At 47.9% G+C, this 15,471-nt stretch carries 13 protein-coding genes and 1 riboswitch; of the genes, 7 read left to right on the top strand and 6 right to left on the bottom strand.

What is annotated here, in order from left to right; translation table 11 throughout:
• Positions 1–40 precede the first annotated feature (40 nt).
• On the bottom strand, positions 41–466 hold the full coding sequence (locus JM642_RS17000; RefSeq protein ID WP_099456992.1) for a CBS domain-containing protein: 426 nt from the start codon (positions 464–466) through the stop codon (positions 41–43).
• 268 nt (positions 467–734) lie between these two features.
• Between JM642_RS17000 and JM642_RS16995 the strand changes: the two genes are divergently transcribed.
• Together JM642_RS16995 and JM642_RS16990 are read left to right on the top strand one after the other, a co-directional pair.
• Positions 735–2,501 carry an alkaline phosphatase D family protein gene (locus JM642_RS16995; protein WP_203432206.1) on the top strand — a complete coding sequence of 589 codons (1,767 nt, stop codon included), beginning with the start codon at positions 735–737 and terminating at the stop codon, positions 2,499–2,501.
• A gap of 334 nt (positions 2,502–2,835) precedes the next feature.
• The gene (locus tag JM642_RS16990; protein WP_011624046.1) at positions 2,836–3,402 is read left to right on the top strand and encodes a phosphoribosyltransferase family protein; all 567 of its coding nucleotides are present in this window, start codon (positions 2,836–2,838) and stop codon (positions 3,400–3,402) included.
• 86 nt (positions 3,403–3,488) lie between these two features.
• Here JM642_RS16990 and JM642_RS16985 read toward each other — a convergent pair whose 3' ends face one another.
• Positions 3,489–4,757: a glycerophosphodiester phosphodiesterase family protein gene (locus tag JM642_RS16985; protein WP_188869945.1), complete on the bottom strand. Its 1,269-nt coding sequence runs from the start codon at positions 4,755–4,757 to the stop codon at positions 3,489–3,491.
• 352 nt (positions 4,758–5,109) lie between these two features.
• On the opposite strand from JM642_RS16985, the gene JM642_RS16980 reads away from it, so the two are divergent.
• On the top strand, positions 5,110–5,415 hold the full coding sequence (locus tag JM642_RS16980) for a DUF3622 domain-containing protein (RefSeq protein ID WP_037414426.1): 306 nt from the start codon (positions 5,110–5,112) through the stop codon (positions 5,413–5,415).
• Between the two features lie 143 nt (positions 5,416–5,558).
• Here the strand turns inward: JM642_RS16980 and azu are convergent, their stop codons facing one another.
• The 3 genes from azu to rihA all read right to left on the bottom strand — a co-directional run bounded on the left by azu (position 5,559) and on the right by rihA (position 8,092).
• Positions 5,559–6,035, bottom strand: coding sequence for an azurin (gene azu, locus JM642_RS16975; protein WP_055648145.1), 477 nt, complete (start codon positions 6,033–6,035; stop codon positions 5,559–5,561).
• Positions 6,036–6,205: 170 nt separating this feature from the next.
• Positions 6,206–7,117 (bottom strand): ribokinase, encoded by a 912-nt coding sequence (gene rbsK / locus JM642_RS16970; RefSeq protein WP_055648146.1) that lies wholly within the window; start codon positions 7,115–7,117, stop codon positions 6,206–6,208.
• 18 nt (positions 7,118–7,135) lie between these two features.
• Positions 7,136–8,092 carry a pyrimidine-specific ribonucleoside hydrolase RihA gene (gene rihA / locus JM642_RS16965; RefSeq protein WP_037414420.1) on the bottom strand — a complete coding sequence of 319 codons (957 nt, stop codon included), beginning with the start codon at positions 8,090–8,092 and terminating at the stop codon, positions 7,136–7,138.
• Between the two features lie 204 nt (positions 8,093–8,296).
• On the opposite strand from rihA, the gene JM642_RS16960 reads away from it, so the two are divergent.
• The 4 genes from JM642_RS16960 to JM642_RS16945 all read left to right on the top strand — a co-directional run bounded on the left by JM642_RS16960 (position 8,297) and on the right by JM642_RS16945 (position 14,498).
• Positions 8,297–9,628, top strand: a complete 1,332-nt coding sequence (locus tag JM642_RS16960; RefSeq protein WP_203432205.1) for a DUF3592 domain-containing protein — start codon at positions 8,297–8,299, stop codon at positions 9,626–9,628.
• A 3-nt stretch (positions 9,629–9,631) separates the two neighbouring features.
• The gene (locus JM642_RS16955; protein WP_203432204.1) at positions 9,632–11,074 is read left to right on the top strand and encodes a hypothetical protein; all 1,443 of its coding nucleotides are present in this window, start codon (positions 9,632–9,634) and stop codon (positions 11,072–11,074) included.
• Between the two features lie 134 nt (positions 11,075–11,208).
• Positions 11,209–11,438: riboswitch (cobalamin riboswitch) on the top strand.
• Positions 11,439–11,546: 108 nt separating this feature from the next.
• Positions 11,547–13,508, top strand: coding sequence for a TonB-dependent receptor (locus tag JM642_RS16950; protein ID WP_203432203.1), 1,962 nt, complete (start codon positions 11,547–11,549; stop codon positions 13,506–13,508).
• 261 nt (positions 13,509–13,769) lie between these two features.
• On the top strand, positions 13,770–14,498 hold the full coding sequence (locus tag JM642_RS16945; RefSeq protein ID WP_037414412.1) for an HDOD domain-containing protein: 729 nt from the start codon (positions 13,770–13,772) through the stop codon (positions 14,496–14,498).
• Between the two features lie 59 nt (positions 14,499–14,557).
• Here JM642_RS16945 and JM642_RS16940 read toward each other — a convergent pair whose 3' ends face one another.
• Positions 14,558–15,463, bottom strand: coding sequence for a LysR family transcriptional regulator (locus JM642_RS16940; protein ID WP_203432202.1), 906 nt, complete (start codon positions 15,461–15,463; stop codon positions 14,558–14,560).
• Positions 15,464–15,471 lie beyond the last annotated feature (8 nt).

The raw sequence follows: 15,471 nt of genomic DNA, 5'->3' as shown, positions 1-15,471 counted from the left end.
GCTCTGCGAGAGCTGGCGAGGAATTGGAGAGTCTTAGGCGTTAAGCTTGCTGTTGCAGCAGGGTACGGCACAGCTTGATAAAGTCAGAAGAAGTCACAATCCCCAATACTTTCTTATCGTTATCGACTACGGGTAAGCAACCGAGTTTATTATCGATAAAGTATTCTACCACCACGGTTAAGGGTTCATCCGCAGTTAACTGCTGGCAGTCTTTGTCCATCACAGTCGCTATGGGGGTATAGCGTTCTTTGCGATCGAGCGCGCCTTGGCCGTATTTATTCAACATAGACAATACGCTGGCGATCATCTTTTTGTGGGTAAGAATACCGACTAATGTCCCGTCGGTTTCAGAAATAACAGGTAAATGGCGCACGCTGCGGGTTTGCATTAAATGGTGGGCATCTTTAAGGCTCGCACCATCGCTGATGCAGATGACCTCTGTGCTCATAATATCGCTGACTTTCATCCTAAATTCCTTTTTTAACAATGCTCTGGTTTGACTCAGCATGAGCCAAAATCTGAGCGATTTGCCTCTTATTCGATGTTAGCAGCTTCATTGCGCCTTATGCCAGTATTGTACAAATAAAGTACGATATTCAGTATAAGGCTATGAATTAAAAGAAATCATAAAAGGCTGACAAAGATGTCACAAATGTGTAACAGTGATGTCTCACAATCGGGGCCTCATTAGACCTCATACCAGTGAACCCTCATCTTAGAAAGGAATAATAATAATGAAACGAACCGTGACTCGTCGTGATTTTTTAGCCATGTCAGCCAAAGGTATTGGTGCCGCAGTGATTTCCTACGGCCTAATGGGGTGTAGTGACAGTAATGATGATAACTCTGTGCCCGCACAGTTTTTACATGGGGTTGCCAGTGGTGACCCCGCGCAGGATGCGGTGATCCTTTGGACCCGCGTGACGCCGGATTCTGCGGGGGATGTTAAAGTCAGCTGGCAAGTCGCCAGTGATGCAGCGTTCTCCCAATTAGTGACCACGGGGGAGATGGTCACTAATGCTAATCGTGATTACACCGTTAAAGTTGATGCCCGTGGTTTACGTGCGGGACAAACCTATTTCTACCGCTTTATGACGGCTGATAAAATCTCTGTCGTGGGCAAAACCCGTACTTTACCGGAGGGAGAGGTGAGTTCAGTCAAGTTAGCCGTGATGTCCTGCGCTAACTTTCCTGCGGGTTATTTTAACGTGTATGAATTGGCTGCGGCGCAGGATGATCTCGATGCCGTGGTGCATCTTGGGGATTATATTTACGAATATGCCCGTGGTGGTTATGCCAGCGAACATGCGGCAGAGCTTGGCCGTGAAGTGTTACCCGCCAATGAGCTACTAACACTTAGCGATTATCGTACCCGTTACGCCCAATACCATACCGATGCCAGTCTGCAAAAACTGCATGCTAAAGTGCCTTTTATTACGGTATGGGACGACCACGAAGTAGCAAACGATACTTGGCGTGATGGCGCTGAGAATCATAACGAAGGTGAAGGGACTTTTGCGGCACGCAAAGAAGCGGCGTTGCAAGCTTACTTCGAGTGGCTGCCGATTCGTCCATGGCGTGAGGGCAACCATGAGGAGATTTACCGTAGCTTTAGTTACGGTAATCTAGTCGACTTACATATGCTCGATACGCGTGTGTTAGCCCGTGATAAGCAGCTCGACTATGCCGACTATATGGATGCCAGCACGGGCGCCTTCGATGGCGAGCGTTTCCGCGCCGATGTGACATCGACCTCTCGCACCATGTTGGGTTTAACCCAATTACTCTGGTTACAGGGCACCTTATTGCAAGCCACGGGTACTTGGCAGGTGTTGGGTCAGCAGATCCTCATGGGCAAAATGTCTCTACCTGCCGCGATTGCCACCCAGCAAATGAGCATTCCACAATACGCCATGCTTGGTGCGCTGGCTAAGTTAGCGGCCCGCGCAGCGGCAAATGATCCAACCTTAACGGCGGCGGAATTACAGTATTTACAGGCCAACCAAGCCCTGTTAACGCCAGAGGTGATCGCCCTACTACAACTGCCATCTATTCCTTATAATTTGGATGCATGGGATGGTTATGCCTATGAAAGAGAAGTGATTTTAGGCACGGCTAAATCGAAAAATCACAACCTAGTGGTGATCGCGGGTGACACCCATAACGCCTGGGCGAATGAGCTTAAAGACGTCAACGGTAATAGTGTTGGGGTGGAGTTTGCCACAAGCTCGGTATCATCACCTGGTTTGGAATATTACTTAAATCTGCCTGTGGAGCAGATCCCCGCGACCGAGGCGGCAATTGTCGAATTGGTACCGGATCTTAAATACACCAACCTCAAAGATCGCGGTTTTATGACCTTAACCTTCACTAAGGAAGCGGTGCGTAGCGACTGGCATTATGTCAGCACGATTCTGGCGAAGGAGTTTGAAGAGTCGACCAGCCGTAGCTACAGCGCCATGACTAAGGTCGGTGAACATATTATCAACCCAGTGAGCTAACTTAAGCGCCAAACTTAAGCTCCATCCTTTGCGCTGAGCTTGTGCTCGTTCCTTGTTGGCCACCTTGGGGTGGCCTTTTTTTTACGCGTTTTTGTTAGTTCCGTCCTAAAAATGCAAAATAAACCGCAGTTAATCTACAACTTATTACTATTACTGCAGCACGGTGGTTTTTTTTGGTATAAAATTCGCTCCCAAAATTCGGCGGCTGCCTACACTTGCTAGGACTCTTATAAAGAGAATGCTGTTCTCGTGTTTTGGACGCCGAACAGACCTTACTAGGTAAAAAGCTACGCTTTGCCGCCTAAAATCAATAATTAAGATGGGGATCGGTGTCATGTCAGAAAAATATTTCGTTACCGCACAGCAACTGCTCGAAGATTCATTTCTATTAGCTTCACAGGTTTATGAGAGTGGATTCCGTCCGCAGTTTATCGTGGGTATTTGGCGTGGCGGTGCTCCAATCGGGATCGCGGTACAAGAGTTTTTCGACTTTAAGAAGGTTGAAACCGACCATATCGCTGTGCGTACCTCGTCTTATTACGGTATTGGTACCGACAAGCAAAGCAAAGAAATCAAAGTACATGGTCTGCATTACATTGTTGAAAATGCCAATGCTAGCGATAGCTTACTGATTGTGGACGATGTGTTTGACTCTGGCCGCAGTATCCATGCGCTGAAGGAAAAGTTAAGCCAACTGATGCGCTTAAATATGCCGCAGGATATTCGTATCGCTTGCCCTTATTACAAGCCAAAGAATACCGCTGTGCCTTTAAAGCCTGATTACTATATTCATGCCTCTGAAGACTGGTTAGTGTTCCCACATGAAGTGACGGGTTTAACGCCGGAAGAAATTGCCGAAGGTAAGGGCGATTTAAAAAATATTCAGCATCTTTTTAAGTAAAAAGAATCTGTTAATAAAAAGCGTTAGCAGTTTTTGCTAACGCTTTTTTGTTTCTCGGTATTTGAAATAGGGCCTATTGTTTTGGCCTATAAATCCATGCAGTTGGCATAGTAAGTCACAGTCGCTGGCCAGTCCGAAAACACGCCAATCACGCCCACATCTTTAGCTAACACATCGAGTAATTCGTAGGTATCGCCCTCATTATCAATGGCATCGGTAATACTTTGATAATAAAAGCCGCCACCATTTTTTAATAAACCAGAACGCTCCAGCGACCATGTGATGATCTTAAGTCCCGAGGCTTTAGCTGCCTTAGCGTATTCCGAGGGAATGATTTTTTTATCCGCATCTAAGGCGACTAAAACCCAGAGTGGCGGCGCGATAATTTCGACGCCTTGGGTCTTTAAATCCGCCATTGAGGGTGACCAAGTCGCTGGATTTTGCGGATCGAAGGCGTTGTTATAATCGTACCTGTCATCGAGAAATACTGCCTGTTTAGCAAATTCAGGCGCGTTGGCGACCCAATATTTAATGTCATCCAAAATAAAGGATTGAGGAAAGACCTGTGAGGCATCGACACCTGCTGCGGTATATTCATCGAGCATCTTCTGAGCGTACTGCTGCTGAGTAAAACCATCGAAGGGCATAGCTACGCTCGCGGCTTTTAGCTCGGGCGTCATTTTTACACCGGCCTTTTTAAACATCTCAATGCTTTCGGCGTGGGTCATTAGGGTGCCATTGCCAGCATATAAATCCGTGCGCCACTTAGGCGTACCATTCATAAACTCCTCGACAGTGGTGGCCTTGGGATTCTCGCCCTCCATCTTCCCCTTTAAGGTTTTAAACTCGGCAAGGGTGATATCACTGGTACAGCAGGTTGCTGTGGCGGCAATGCCATTGGCCGGATCGGCGGGCGTAAAAGGCACAGAGCATTTATTGGCAAGTTCGGGAATGGCCAAAATATTGGTCGTGCTGGCGAGATCGCACTGAGAGTGGCGGCAGACTAAGGCTTTATCGGCGGTAAAGGTCACATCACACTCGACGATACCCGCGCCGGAATCAATAGCCGCTTGGTAGGATTCTTTGGTGTGTTCAGGAAACTGCATCGCCGCGCCGCGATGACCAATGGAAAACTCACTGCGATAAAAATGATCAGTGGTGCATTGCTCTAAGCGGGTTTTAAGTGTGCTGTCTTGCATCTGGCGCACCAGAAACAGCGGCCGCTCACCCACTTGGGCCGCAACCATTTGAGTGGTGGGTGCTGTGGTCTCGTTATCTTTAGTATCACTGTTGCAGCCAGCAAGCAGAGCTGTTGTGGCAAATAGCATGTAGCGTGTTATTGGAGAGGTTTTCATCATCTTTCCTAGATTGAGTTTTTGTGAATGGATTCACCTCACACTCTAAAATGGCTAGATGACTAAATATGTTCAGTTTTATGATCAAAACAAGAAAAGTTACCGTTTGCCCGCCGCTTTTACGCTAGCTTGATACTGAGCTTAGGACTAAGATTAGGGCGAAAAATCATCTAGCATGTCGCGTTACTTTTGGGATTATTACGGCTATTTGAAAGTGCTAAGCATGAAAATTTTCTCGTAAGCGATCTTTCTGTGCCGAAATCAAGTAAACTGCGCTCCTTTTGTTTTATGATGGCGTTTGTATCGCTTGATAAGACAAACGTGGCAAGCATCATTTAGGAAATAGAGCAGAATGAGCAAGGGTAAAAAATACGATTTTCGCGTCACTCAAGCTGAAAATGGTTGGAAGACGGAAATCACTCGTCGTATGACGTCGACTAAGACGGTTGTGTCGAAAAGCCATGATGGTTTTGCGACTGAGGCCGAGGCACAAGCTTGGGGTCAAGCCGAGCTGCAAGTGTTTTTAGGCACACTGGTTGAGCGTAATAAGCGTCGCTCAGAGAAACAAGCTAAGGCTAAATTAGCGGCTGCATTAGCAGCGGAAGCGGCAACTGACGCCGATGATTTTGATGATGAAGACGAGTTCGGCGAAGAATAAATCGCAGAAGAAATCTCGGAACAAAAGTCTCGAAGGCAAGCTGGCTTGTGAGCCAATCTGCATTCAACAAAAAGCGGACCCAAGGTCCGCTTTTTGTTATGCCATCTTAAGGTATTCCCCTAAGTAGCTGTTAGGCAATGGGATTAGCCTTGAATTTTAAAGCTACCTTGCATAATCGCCCAGTGACCTGGGAAGCTGCAGAAGAATTGGTAAGCTTCAGTTGGGCTCATACCCGCAGTACTAAATTTTATCGAAGTAGATTCACCGCCACCCACTAACGCAGTGTGAGCAATAACACGGGTATCACCGGCTTTAACATAAGCTGCATCGGCACCAGCACTCATTCCATCGGTCGCAACGGCAGACATATCTGCGGCTTTAGTTAATACCCAGTTGTGGCCCATAGCGGCTTTGGGCAGGGTACCAGTGTGCGTTAGGGTCAGTGTGACTTCTTTACAGGTAGCAGGAACAGATAGCTCTTTAGTGTCAAATTGCATTGCGTCAGTCGCAGCAATCTTGAGTTCACATTCGTTAGCACTCGCTTGGCTGGCGACGAATAATCCTAGACCGAGTAGGCTTGCGCTAGTCATGTTACGGAAAGTGGTGCTTTTCGCTTTCATCTGGTACTTCCTTATTCTGAACAAGGTGGATCGAGCCGTTTGACTCGAGTATGCGCTGCTCAGCATAGGTTGAATTCATTAAATGGGAATGAATTCGGTATGTAAATTATGTATATACAACTTTTGATTGAAAGAGATTGAGTGCGACAATTTGCCGCACTCATCAGGCATTAACGCGGCACTTCGTTGCGGTAGGGAATGGCGCGTTGTGCGCCTTCACGGGTAACCGTAATCGCCGATGCCGCATTGGCAAAGCCGACGGCGGCGGCAATCGACATACCTTCACTTAAGCCGACAACCAGTGCACCGTTGAAGGTATCACCAGCGGCGACTGTATCTATGGCTTGTACTTCAAGTGCCGGAATTAGCCCGGTAAAGCCTGCGCTACTGATAAATGCACCTTTGCTGCCTAAGGTGATCACTACCGTCGCAATCCCCTGTTGATGTAGCCATTGGGCGGCGAGTTTGGCATCTTCCTCATGCTTGACCTCTATACCCGTTAAGGCTTCGGCCTCGGTTTCATTGGGAGTAATAATGTCGACCCATTTGAGGTAGTCCAGCTCCTGAGTGGCCGCTGGCGCAGGATTAAGCACAGTGGTGATACCAAGACGTTTGGCCATTTGCAGTGCATTACTCACCGTCTCAGTGGGTGTTTCGAGTTGGATCAGTAGGTATTGTGCATTGGCAAACAGGGCGTAATGTTTTTCTAACTCGGCAGGGCTGAGGTGGGCATTAGCCCCAGCGGCAATCCCAATAGTGTTTTCGCCATTTTCAGCGATAAAAATCATCGCTGTACCTGTACTCATATTGGCAACTTGAGTGATGCCATCAGCTTGTATACCGTCCTTGAGCCAACTATTGCGCATTTCATTACCGATACCGTCTTGGCCTACATGGCAAATAAAATCCACGCGAGAATCGGGTAGACACAGGCGAGCGCAAGCGACGGCCTGATTTGCGCCCTTGCCACCATGTTCTAGCCGATAACTTCGGCTTTTTAGGGTTTGTCCGGGAGCGGGCAAATACTCAAAATTCATGACATGATCGGCGTTGGCACTGCCGATAACGAGAATATGGCTCATGGAAGGTTCACCTTAGTGTCATCTGCGGTTGAGATACGTTGGAGTGTAGGCCGCTAAGCTGTCAACTAACAAGTCAACAAAGCCTTGTCTGTCGAGTCCAAACAGTACAGTGGCATTCGCAGGTTTAGCCGTAAGCTGATAGCGGTCGACTACCGTCATCCCCAGCGTTAATTCGCTCTGGGTTTCAATCTCTACTCGACAGTCTTGGGCATCAAACAGTTCAGGTTTGAGTAGCCAAGCAATAGTGCAGGGATCGTGCAGCGGCGCACCCACAAATCCCCATTTGGGATCCCTATGATAAATCATAAAGAAATCCAGTAACTCGGCGACACATTTAGCCACAGGGTTGGGAATAGCACGAATACGTTCGATATCTTCATCCATGATCTGCGCCTGATGTGTTACATCGAGGCCGCACATGGTAATGGGAATGCCGGATTTAAACACGATATCGGCGGCTTCTGGGTCGACAAAAATATTAAACTCGGCGGCAGGCGTCCAATTGCCGACACCCGCTGCACCGCCCATCAATACAATGCGTTCGATCTTGGCGTGTAATTCGGCGTGGCTTGCAAGTAATAGCGCGATATTGGTAAGTGGCCCTGTGGGAACCAGTGTCACGGGCTTATCACTTTGACGCAGCTGCTGCGCCATCAACTCAACGGCATTGATGCTTTGTGGCGTAAAGCTGGGTTCTGGTAATACTGGGCCGTCGAGTCCGGTTTCGCCGTGGACATTATCGGCAATGATTAACTCACGGCTTAAGGGTTTAACCGCACCGCCCGCGACCGGAATATCACTGCGATTTAATAAGGTTAAGATCCGCAGGGCGTTATTAAGTGTTTTATCGGGGGTTTGGTTACCCGCGCTAGTGGTGACGGCGAGTGGAACGAGCTCTGGATGGGCGAGGGCTAAAATGAGCGCAATGGCGTCATCATGGCCAGGATCGCAATCCAGAATAATAGGACGAGTCATACTGTTACTCCTTTAAACAGCGCAATGGAGGCTTAGAATAGCACGCTAAAGCTTGAAGACAGTGAGTCTCATAGTGTCTTTACAATAAACTGTGAGCATTTTCTGATTTATCTTCATAAGCTGCTACAATAGCGCCCGCTTTAGGCACAATAAAGATAGATATTCAATGCCTTAAATATCATGGAATGATAAGGACGTTCTGGCGTGTTGGTGAATCCTAGTCAATTAACCTCGAGTACCTCCACTCGTTTTTTGGGGTGGTTAGAAATACTCTTAATCTGTATCCCTCTGCTGCTTTTTAGTTTTGCCGCCTTGTTCCTCTGGGAAGGCGTGCAAAAGTGGTCGTTGGTCAATCAACTTGAAGAGCGTGGTGCTGTCGCCATTGGCCGGGTGATTGACACTGAGTATCGGAGTGAACGAGGTTCGAACGGCATCTCTCGCCAAAGATTGGTGTGTTTGGTGGAGTATCACACCGCCGAGGGCGAGCAAATTCGTCAGTGGGATCTCGATGGTGTGGATTGCCGTGCAACTTATCAATTAGTCTCGCCGCAGGATGATACGCCGGGGGCATTAGTGCCCAACTATGCGCAAAGTGCTGTGAGCTACTTGCCTGATGCACCAACACGGGCGAGCGCCAATCTTGAATTAACCCGCGATCGCGCCAAACTGGACGTTGGCTTTGGCGTCGCAGGCTTATTATTTGGCTTGTTTGTCGGTTATTTCTGTTTGAACTTATTTAGAATTCGTTGGGCTGAGTGTCGTTATGTGCCAATGGTCAAGCGTTTAGGACTGCAGCAGGATTACGCTGGGATTATCAATCTGCTTGAAACCTACAGGTGCCACCCCGCCGCGAATATTCTGGTATGGGAAGCAGCCGATCATATCGGCCATTGCCGTGAGTTATACCCGCGTTTTGTTGCCTTATTTGCCCAAATGCAATCTGTGCCAAGCAAAAAACAGTTAGAACCGATAGATGAAACCATTGTGATGATTAGCTTTTATCGCTTGAGTTCCTTAGGGTTTCACGACTTGGCACTCGCGATGTTAGCCCGTAGCAATCAAGCTTTGTCGGCAAGAACCTTGGCAACCTTTGTACTGATAACTCGCACTTATCAGCTCCCTTTGGCACTGACATTATCGGCAGAAAAGCTCAAGGCATTGGAGGCACTTTGTTATGCCAAAGAGCTCAGTTTTGGCTTGGAGGATGAAAAACAATGCTGTGTCGACCTTGCTGCCCGCATCGAATATTTACTTTGGTTAGTTAAATGGGTACTCGATAATACCCATAGTGCGGTGGAGCAAACGGTTAGCCCCGTGCAAGCGCGGATCTTGGCGGCGTTTGGCCAGAGAATGGCGCTGCAAACACTCAGCCTCGACAGCGCTCAGGTGATTGATAAACATACACAAGTATTATTATCTCGGTTAGATGCGAGTCATGGTTTTCAGTGCGCATTGAGGCCGATAATGGAGTCATTATCGGATAACGTAGCGCAACATATTCAACAACTCACGTTTTCAGCAACGACAAGGAAATAAGTTATGCAGTCTTATTCAATTCCTCGCCCTTTGGCATTGGTAGCAGCCTTAATCGCCCTACAATTAACGGCTTGTAGTCAGCCGAAACCCGTAACCGTGTTCGAAAATGATAAAGAAGCCTTATTGCAGTTTGATAACGGCAAACTGCTCCAATTTAAGGAAAATCCGAGTCCACAGTACCGCCATATTCCCTGTGATTTACCCGCTGTCGAGACTGTTGTGACCAATAGTTCGGCCTTTGCGGCGTTAACACAATCCGGTGAGGTGATCACTTGGGGTGATAGCTATGCTGGTGGCGATAGCCGCGAGGTGACTGAGCAGCTTAAGCAAGTTAAGCAAATCGTCTCGATTAAAGATGGGTTTGCCGCGTTACGTCAAGATGGCACTGTGGTGTTCTGGGGCAATGCGGGGAAATATCGCCTCGACAAAGCCCTACAAAACCGCATGACTAATATTACTAAATTATTCGCCAACCAAGAGGCCATTGCCGCGCTAGATGCCACAGGCAAGGTACACACTTGGGGTTATGGCCCTTACGGTGGCAATAGCTTGCATGTGCAGGATCAATTAGTTGATGTCATTGATATCTTTGCTAAGGGACGCAGTTTTGTCGCACTCAAAAAACAGGGCAGTGCAGTGATTTGGGGCCAGATTGAAGAGTCGACCAATATGAAAAAGTTGCTCCCGCAGCTTACGGATGTGGCGAAGATCGAATATTTTCAACACACCTATGCCGCCTTGAAAAAGGACGGCTCAGTAGTGAGTTGGGGCTGGCGCAGTGATACTTATCCTATCCGCAGTGCCTTAAAAGACGTGGCGAGTATGACGGCAAACAATTGCGCATTTGCGGTGTTAAGTCCTACGGGGGATGCGCATTTTTGGGGCGATGGGATTAACTGTGGCGTCGATTGGATTAAAAAAACCGACATTACAGGCGTGAAGGAGATTATCAGTGTCGGCTCAGGGTTTTTATTACTGCGGGATAAGGCGGTGCCGCAAATTGTGGCCGACGACACTGACTACGCGTATATGTTTGGCTTTCACTATGCCCAAGAGATTCTTGATAAATATTGGCAGGAAGGCAGTGTTATTACTCAAGGACCATCCTCCTTTGTGTTTACGCGTCCCGATGGCAAAGTGGTGCCCGTTGGATATCGCGCCAACCGTGATAATGTGGAAAAGTTAATGGCACGTATTCCGCGCCTCAAGTGGTTAGATGGCGCAAATGACGGTTATGTTGGCATTAGCGACAAGGGGGAGTTGGTCTCTTGGTCGATGAATTTGCCCATGTTCGACAAGTCGCCTGTGCAACCTGCTGACTCGTTAGTGATTAAGCCGCTGGATTTAAGCCCGGTTGCCCAATGCGAAAGCCCTGAGCAGCGTCAGGCGATTTTGAGCAAAGACAGACCCCAACCTGCGGCAAAAAACTGGGATGGCGTTTTCTAACTCATCTGAGCTTTCTCGCCAATCTGAGATTAATGGACTTTCATCCGTATAGACGTCTATAATGCGCGCGCTTAGGTCTTTAATATTCTGAGCCTTGTTGGGCGTTAACAGGTTTGACGCCCTTTGAACCTAATTTTGAGTCAACCTTCTGTGGTGCTTGCGATGATGAAGTCGCGAGATAATCGGGAAGCCAGTGAAATTCTGGCACTGCCCCCGCAACGGTAAAAGGTGAGAGACGACCGCATTTGATAGGCGTTCACGATGAGCCCTGTAATCGAGTGTGTAAAGGTCAGTTTCGCGTTCATCTCAAGTTGAGATGGATATAGCCTAAGTCCGGAGACCGGCCCTAAAGGTGTTTTTGAGATTTCGGTGGGCAGATCTCAAAATGCGATAGTGACTATCAGTGTTTTCTACTGAATCAACGGTATCGTGGCGCTAATGCCCCGTTTTCCTTGTAGGAGTTAAAGGTAAAATGGGAACACATCCAACCAAAATTGCGCTGCTGATTGGCAGCCTTTGCAGTGTATCAATTATCGCGCCCGCTGTGGCTGCCGATGAAACTCATGCCGCCAACGTCGATGAGCATATCGTGGTGATTGGCCGTGCTGATAAGACCCCGTTAAATATTGCCGCTAATGTGAATGTGATTGATGCTGCGGCGATTGAAATGAGTGGCGCGACTAATTTGACTGACGTCTTACGTGGTCAGAGCGGTATTCAAATTTCGGATAACAATATTGGTACTAGCTTTGCGATGCGCGGTTTTAGCGCCAGCACAGCGGTAAACAACACCTTGATTTTGCTCGATGGTCGCCGTCTGAATAACATTGATATTGCTGCGCCTAGCCTGAATGCAATTCCCTTAAATCAGGTTGAACGCATCGAGATTTTATCCGGCAGTGCGGGCGTGCTCTATGGCGATCAAGCCGTGGGTGGCGTGATCAATATTGTGACTAAATCGCCTGAGAATACCGGTGGCAGCGTGCAATTATCCGGCGGTAGCTTTAATACCTATGAAGGTCGCGGCGATGTGTCTGGCGCAATCAACAAGGATTGGCGCTATTTCTTGACCGGAAGCTACAACCAAGGTGACAACTATCGTCAGCATAACGCCAATGAAACGGGTTCTATCCTTGGCCGCATTCAATATAAAACCGCTACCGATTCTTTCTTTGTTGAAACCAGCTACTACGATGATGACCGTGAAAATCCGGGCTCGTTGACCGTAAATCAGTTCAAAGAAGACCCACGCCAGTCTTCCAATAAAAGCGAATATGTTCATGAGATGACCACGGCTGCACGCAGTGGTTATCAGCATCAGCTTAACCAAAACTGGGCCTTAGCGGCGGATCTGGATTACAGCGATACCTTAGTGACCTCATTAAACTGGGGCGCAGGTAGCCAAAATACTCGCTCGCTGCTGATGTTTAGCCCTAAAGCACTTGCTAATTACAGCACCCGTCAAGGTGAGCTAAACCTAGTCACTGGTTTAGACATCAGCCGTGGTAAGGCCGAGTTTGACTCTATGGCGCGCAGCAACGTGCAGGAAATGCAAAGTGCTTACCTGCAAGCCACTGTGCCATTAAGCCACACCTTAAGCTATGTAGTGGGCGGCCGTTATGCGCGGGTGACCGACGATCTGGTCGATGGCAATGTGTATCCAAACGGCATCGATTTAGATGAAGATGCGACCGCATTCGAGTTCGGTTTAAATTACCGTCCGAGCGCCGAGCACAGATTCTATCTACGTGGCGATGAAAACTTCCGCTTTGCTAAGGTCGATGAGCAAGCTTACACCCCGAAAGATGTCTATGGCTTAAAGCCACAGACAGGCCGTTCCTATGAGGCGGGTTGGGATTGGACTGTGGCTAGCCAAAGCCTACGCGTCAGCCTATATCGCCTCGATTTAGAAGATGAAATTGTCTTCGACCCGAGTGCGGAAAAACCTGTTGGTGGCAGCTTCCAAGGCGCCAACGTCAATGCCGATGCTTCACGCCGCTATGGCGCGAGTGCCGATTGGGATTGGCAGGTCACTCAAGCCCTCACCTTAGGCTTGGAATATAACTATATTGATGCCGAATTTACCGATGGGGTGAATGATGGCAAGCAATTGTCTTGGGTTGCGGAGCATACGGGGCGCGGTTATGTCAGCATGGATTTTGCCGAGCATTTCCAAGTATTTGCTGAGGCAATTTACACGGGCGATCGTTTTATTGAAGGCGATAACGGCAACGAAGGCGATAAATTATCTAGCTATGTTTTAGGTAATCTAGCCCTTAACTATACCCGTGATGCTTGGTTAGCGAGCCTGCGTATCGATAACCTGTTTGATAAAGAGTATGTTAGCTCGGGTTACTACGGTGGCATTTGGGGTGATAGCTATTACTCAGGCCGAGGCCGTGATATTCGCTTGACTGTCGGCTACCGCTTCTAAGCCGAATCCTGATAATTAAGTGATTTAGCGCATTTTAAAGCCAGACGTTGTCTGGCTTTGTTATTTCTGCTGTTGGGTGCAGAGAAAAATCATTTTTACGGGTGTAATATAGGCTAAGTCGTTGCTTATACTGTAAAGCACATCATCTTTAGGGTTAACGCAATTATTCTACGACTTAGTGCTGAAATTCTTTGTAGTTTGGGTATGATGTGAGCGGTATTCGAATCATCTTATAGCTAATTAACAGGTGTAAAGTGTCCTATGACAGATCTTGAGCAACAGGTTTTTACTCAAGTGAGAGCCATCATAGCGAATGAAGAGCAAGTCATTGGCCGCCGTGGGATCTTAATTCCACTGAAAAAGGCCATTCTTGCCGAAGGCGATATTCGTAATGTGATCGATATTATTTCGAGTGATCCCGCGTTAGCGGCCCATATGTTGATGCGCAGTAATTCGGCGCAAGCTTCTGGTGTGGTTAGCCCTAAGTCTCGCTCTTTAAAAGATGCCTTAATTCGTTTGGGCCAAGTTAATATTTACCGTTACGCCTTTACATTTTATTTGAAAGAACGCCTCGATGAATTGCCTCAACCCTATAAGAAGTTGGTTCAAGGTTATTGGAAACTCACGGAAAATATAGCAACTGATGCGGTTGACAGCTTAGTTGATATGCCGGATGTCGATATCGACCCCGATGAGGTGCAAACCTTGGCGCTGTTTAGTGTGTTCGGCCAGATTATTGCCTTAACCGCATTTGCTTATTTGAATGCCAGCTCTGAGCAATCTTTCCCGCTAAGTGTGATTAAGTCTTTGATCGATAATCAGCAACAAACCTTAACCATCGAAGCCTTTGAAGCCTTAGATCTTGACCAAGATCTGCGTCAAGAGTTTATGATCGCCCACAATCTGCGCCAGACCCGTAATCAAAATTCCCCCGGGTTAATTCTGCGCCGAGTATTGTCAATGCGTGGTTTATTGCTTAACCCGCTCTAAGCACCGCCCATAAAAACAAAGCCTGCGATTGCAGGCTTTTTTGTTAAACATTTCAAAGCTTAATTGGATTTTTGCTGGCGGGCTAAGCCTTCGCTTGCCACCAATTGCAGCCAGTTTTGCACTAAGGCCGAGTTCGCACTGTGGCGTCGATAGGCACCAAATAGTGGGCGTTTTAAGCCTTCTTGCCCCAGTTTGACGGTGGCGAGACTTAAACCATGCCCTTCATTAATCGACCAATTGGGCAGGGCGGCGATACCGTCCTTACAGGCGATGCGCTGCAATAACATCATGGTCAAATCACAGGTTTTTTGCTCGCCGGCTTCTATGCCCGCGGGTTCTAAAAAGTGACGGTAAATATCTAAACGCGCCAGTGGCACCGGATAACTGATTATCGGCAAGCGCGCCAATTGCTTAGGCGCAACATAGGCTTCTTTCGCTAAGGGATGATCCTTAGCAACCACTAACTTCACTTCAAAATCAAACAAATGCTGATAGGCGAGCGAGTGACCTGGCACGGGATCTGAGGTCAGCACTATATCGAGTTCGCCCATTTCTAGGGCATTGAGCGAGTCGAATAGATGACGGCTTGAGAGATCTAACTCGGCTTGGGGATGATCTTGCCTAAATTGTTCCATCACTGGCATTAACCAGCGAAAACAGCTGTGGCATTCAATGCCAACTCTGAGCTGATTGGTTTCAGTTTCCAGCCCATTTTTGAGATCGGTTTCCGTCTCTAACACCTTAGGCAGGATCTCTTCGGCGAGGTGCAGCAGGCGTGCACCTTCCTGAGTAAAGGAGAGCGGTTTGCTTTTACGCACAAAAATGGGCGAGTTAATTCGTTGCTCTAACTCCTTAATTTGATGGGAGAGAGCCGATTGAGTGACAAAACGTTTTTTGGCTGCGCCCGCCAAGCTGCCACTTTCCTTCAGTGCCATTAAGGTTCGCAGATGTCTTAGTTCGATCATGATCACTC

The sequence above is a fragment of the Shewanella sp. LZH-2 genome (assembly GCF_016859145.1).
In the GTDB taxonomy this organism is placed as follows: domain Bacteria; phylum Pseudomonadota; class Gammaproteobacteria; order Enterobacterales; family Shewanellaceae; genus Shewanella; species Shewanella xiamenensis.
This window is presented reverse-complemented; position numbering and strand designations above follow the sequence as displayed.

Bases quoted from the DNA above. Each gene is read 5' to 3' on its own strand.
- JM642_RS16990 (WP_011624046.1), top strand. From the start codon at position 2,836: ATGTCAGAAAAATATTTCGTTACCGCACAGCAACTGCTCGAAGATTCA.
- JM642_RS16995 (WP_203432206.1), top strand. From the start codon at position 735: ATGAAACGAACCGTGACTCGTCGTGATTTTTTAGCCATGTCAGCCAAA.
- JM642_RS16945 (WP_037414412.1), top strand. From the start codon at position 13,770: ATGACAGATCTTGAGCAACAGGTTTTTACTCAAGTGAGAGCCATCATA.
- JM642_RS16940 (WP_203432202.1), bottom strand. From the start codon at position 15,463: ATGATCGAACTAAGACATCTGCGAACCTTAATGGCACTGAAGGAAAGT.
- azu (WP_055648145.1), bottom strand. From the start codon at position 6,035: ATGAAAGCGAAAAGCACCACTTTCCGTAACATGACTAGCGCAAGCCTA.
- rihA (WP_037414420.1), bottom strand. From the start codon at position 8,092: ATGACTCGTCCTATTATTCTGGATTGCGATCCTGGCCATGATGACGCC.
- JM642_RS16980 (WP_037414426.1), top strand. From the start codon at position 5,110: ATGAGCAAGGGTAAAAAATACGATTTTCGCGTCACTCAAGCTGAAAAT.
- rbsK (WP_055648146.1), bottom strand. From the start codon at position 7,117: ATGAGCCATATTCTCGTTATCGGCAGTGCCAACGCCGATCATGTCATG.
- JM642_RS16985 (WP_188869945.1), bottom strand. From the start codon at position 4,757: ATGAAAACCTCTCCAATAACACGCTACATGCTATTTGCCACAACAGCT.
- JM642_RS16955 (WP_203432204.1), top strand. From the start codon at position 9,632: ATGCAGTCTTATTCAATTCCTCGCCCTTTGGCATTGGTAGCAGCCTTA.
- JM642_RS16950 (WP_203432203.1), top strand. From the start codon at position 11,547: ATGGGAACACATCCAACCAAAATTGCGCTGCTGATTGGCAGCCTTTGC.
- JM642_RS17000 (WP_099456992.1), bottom strand. From the start codon at position 466: ATGAAAGTCAGCGATATTATGAGCACAGAGGTCATCTGCATCAGCGAT.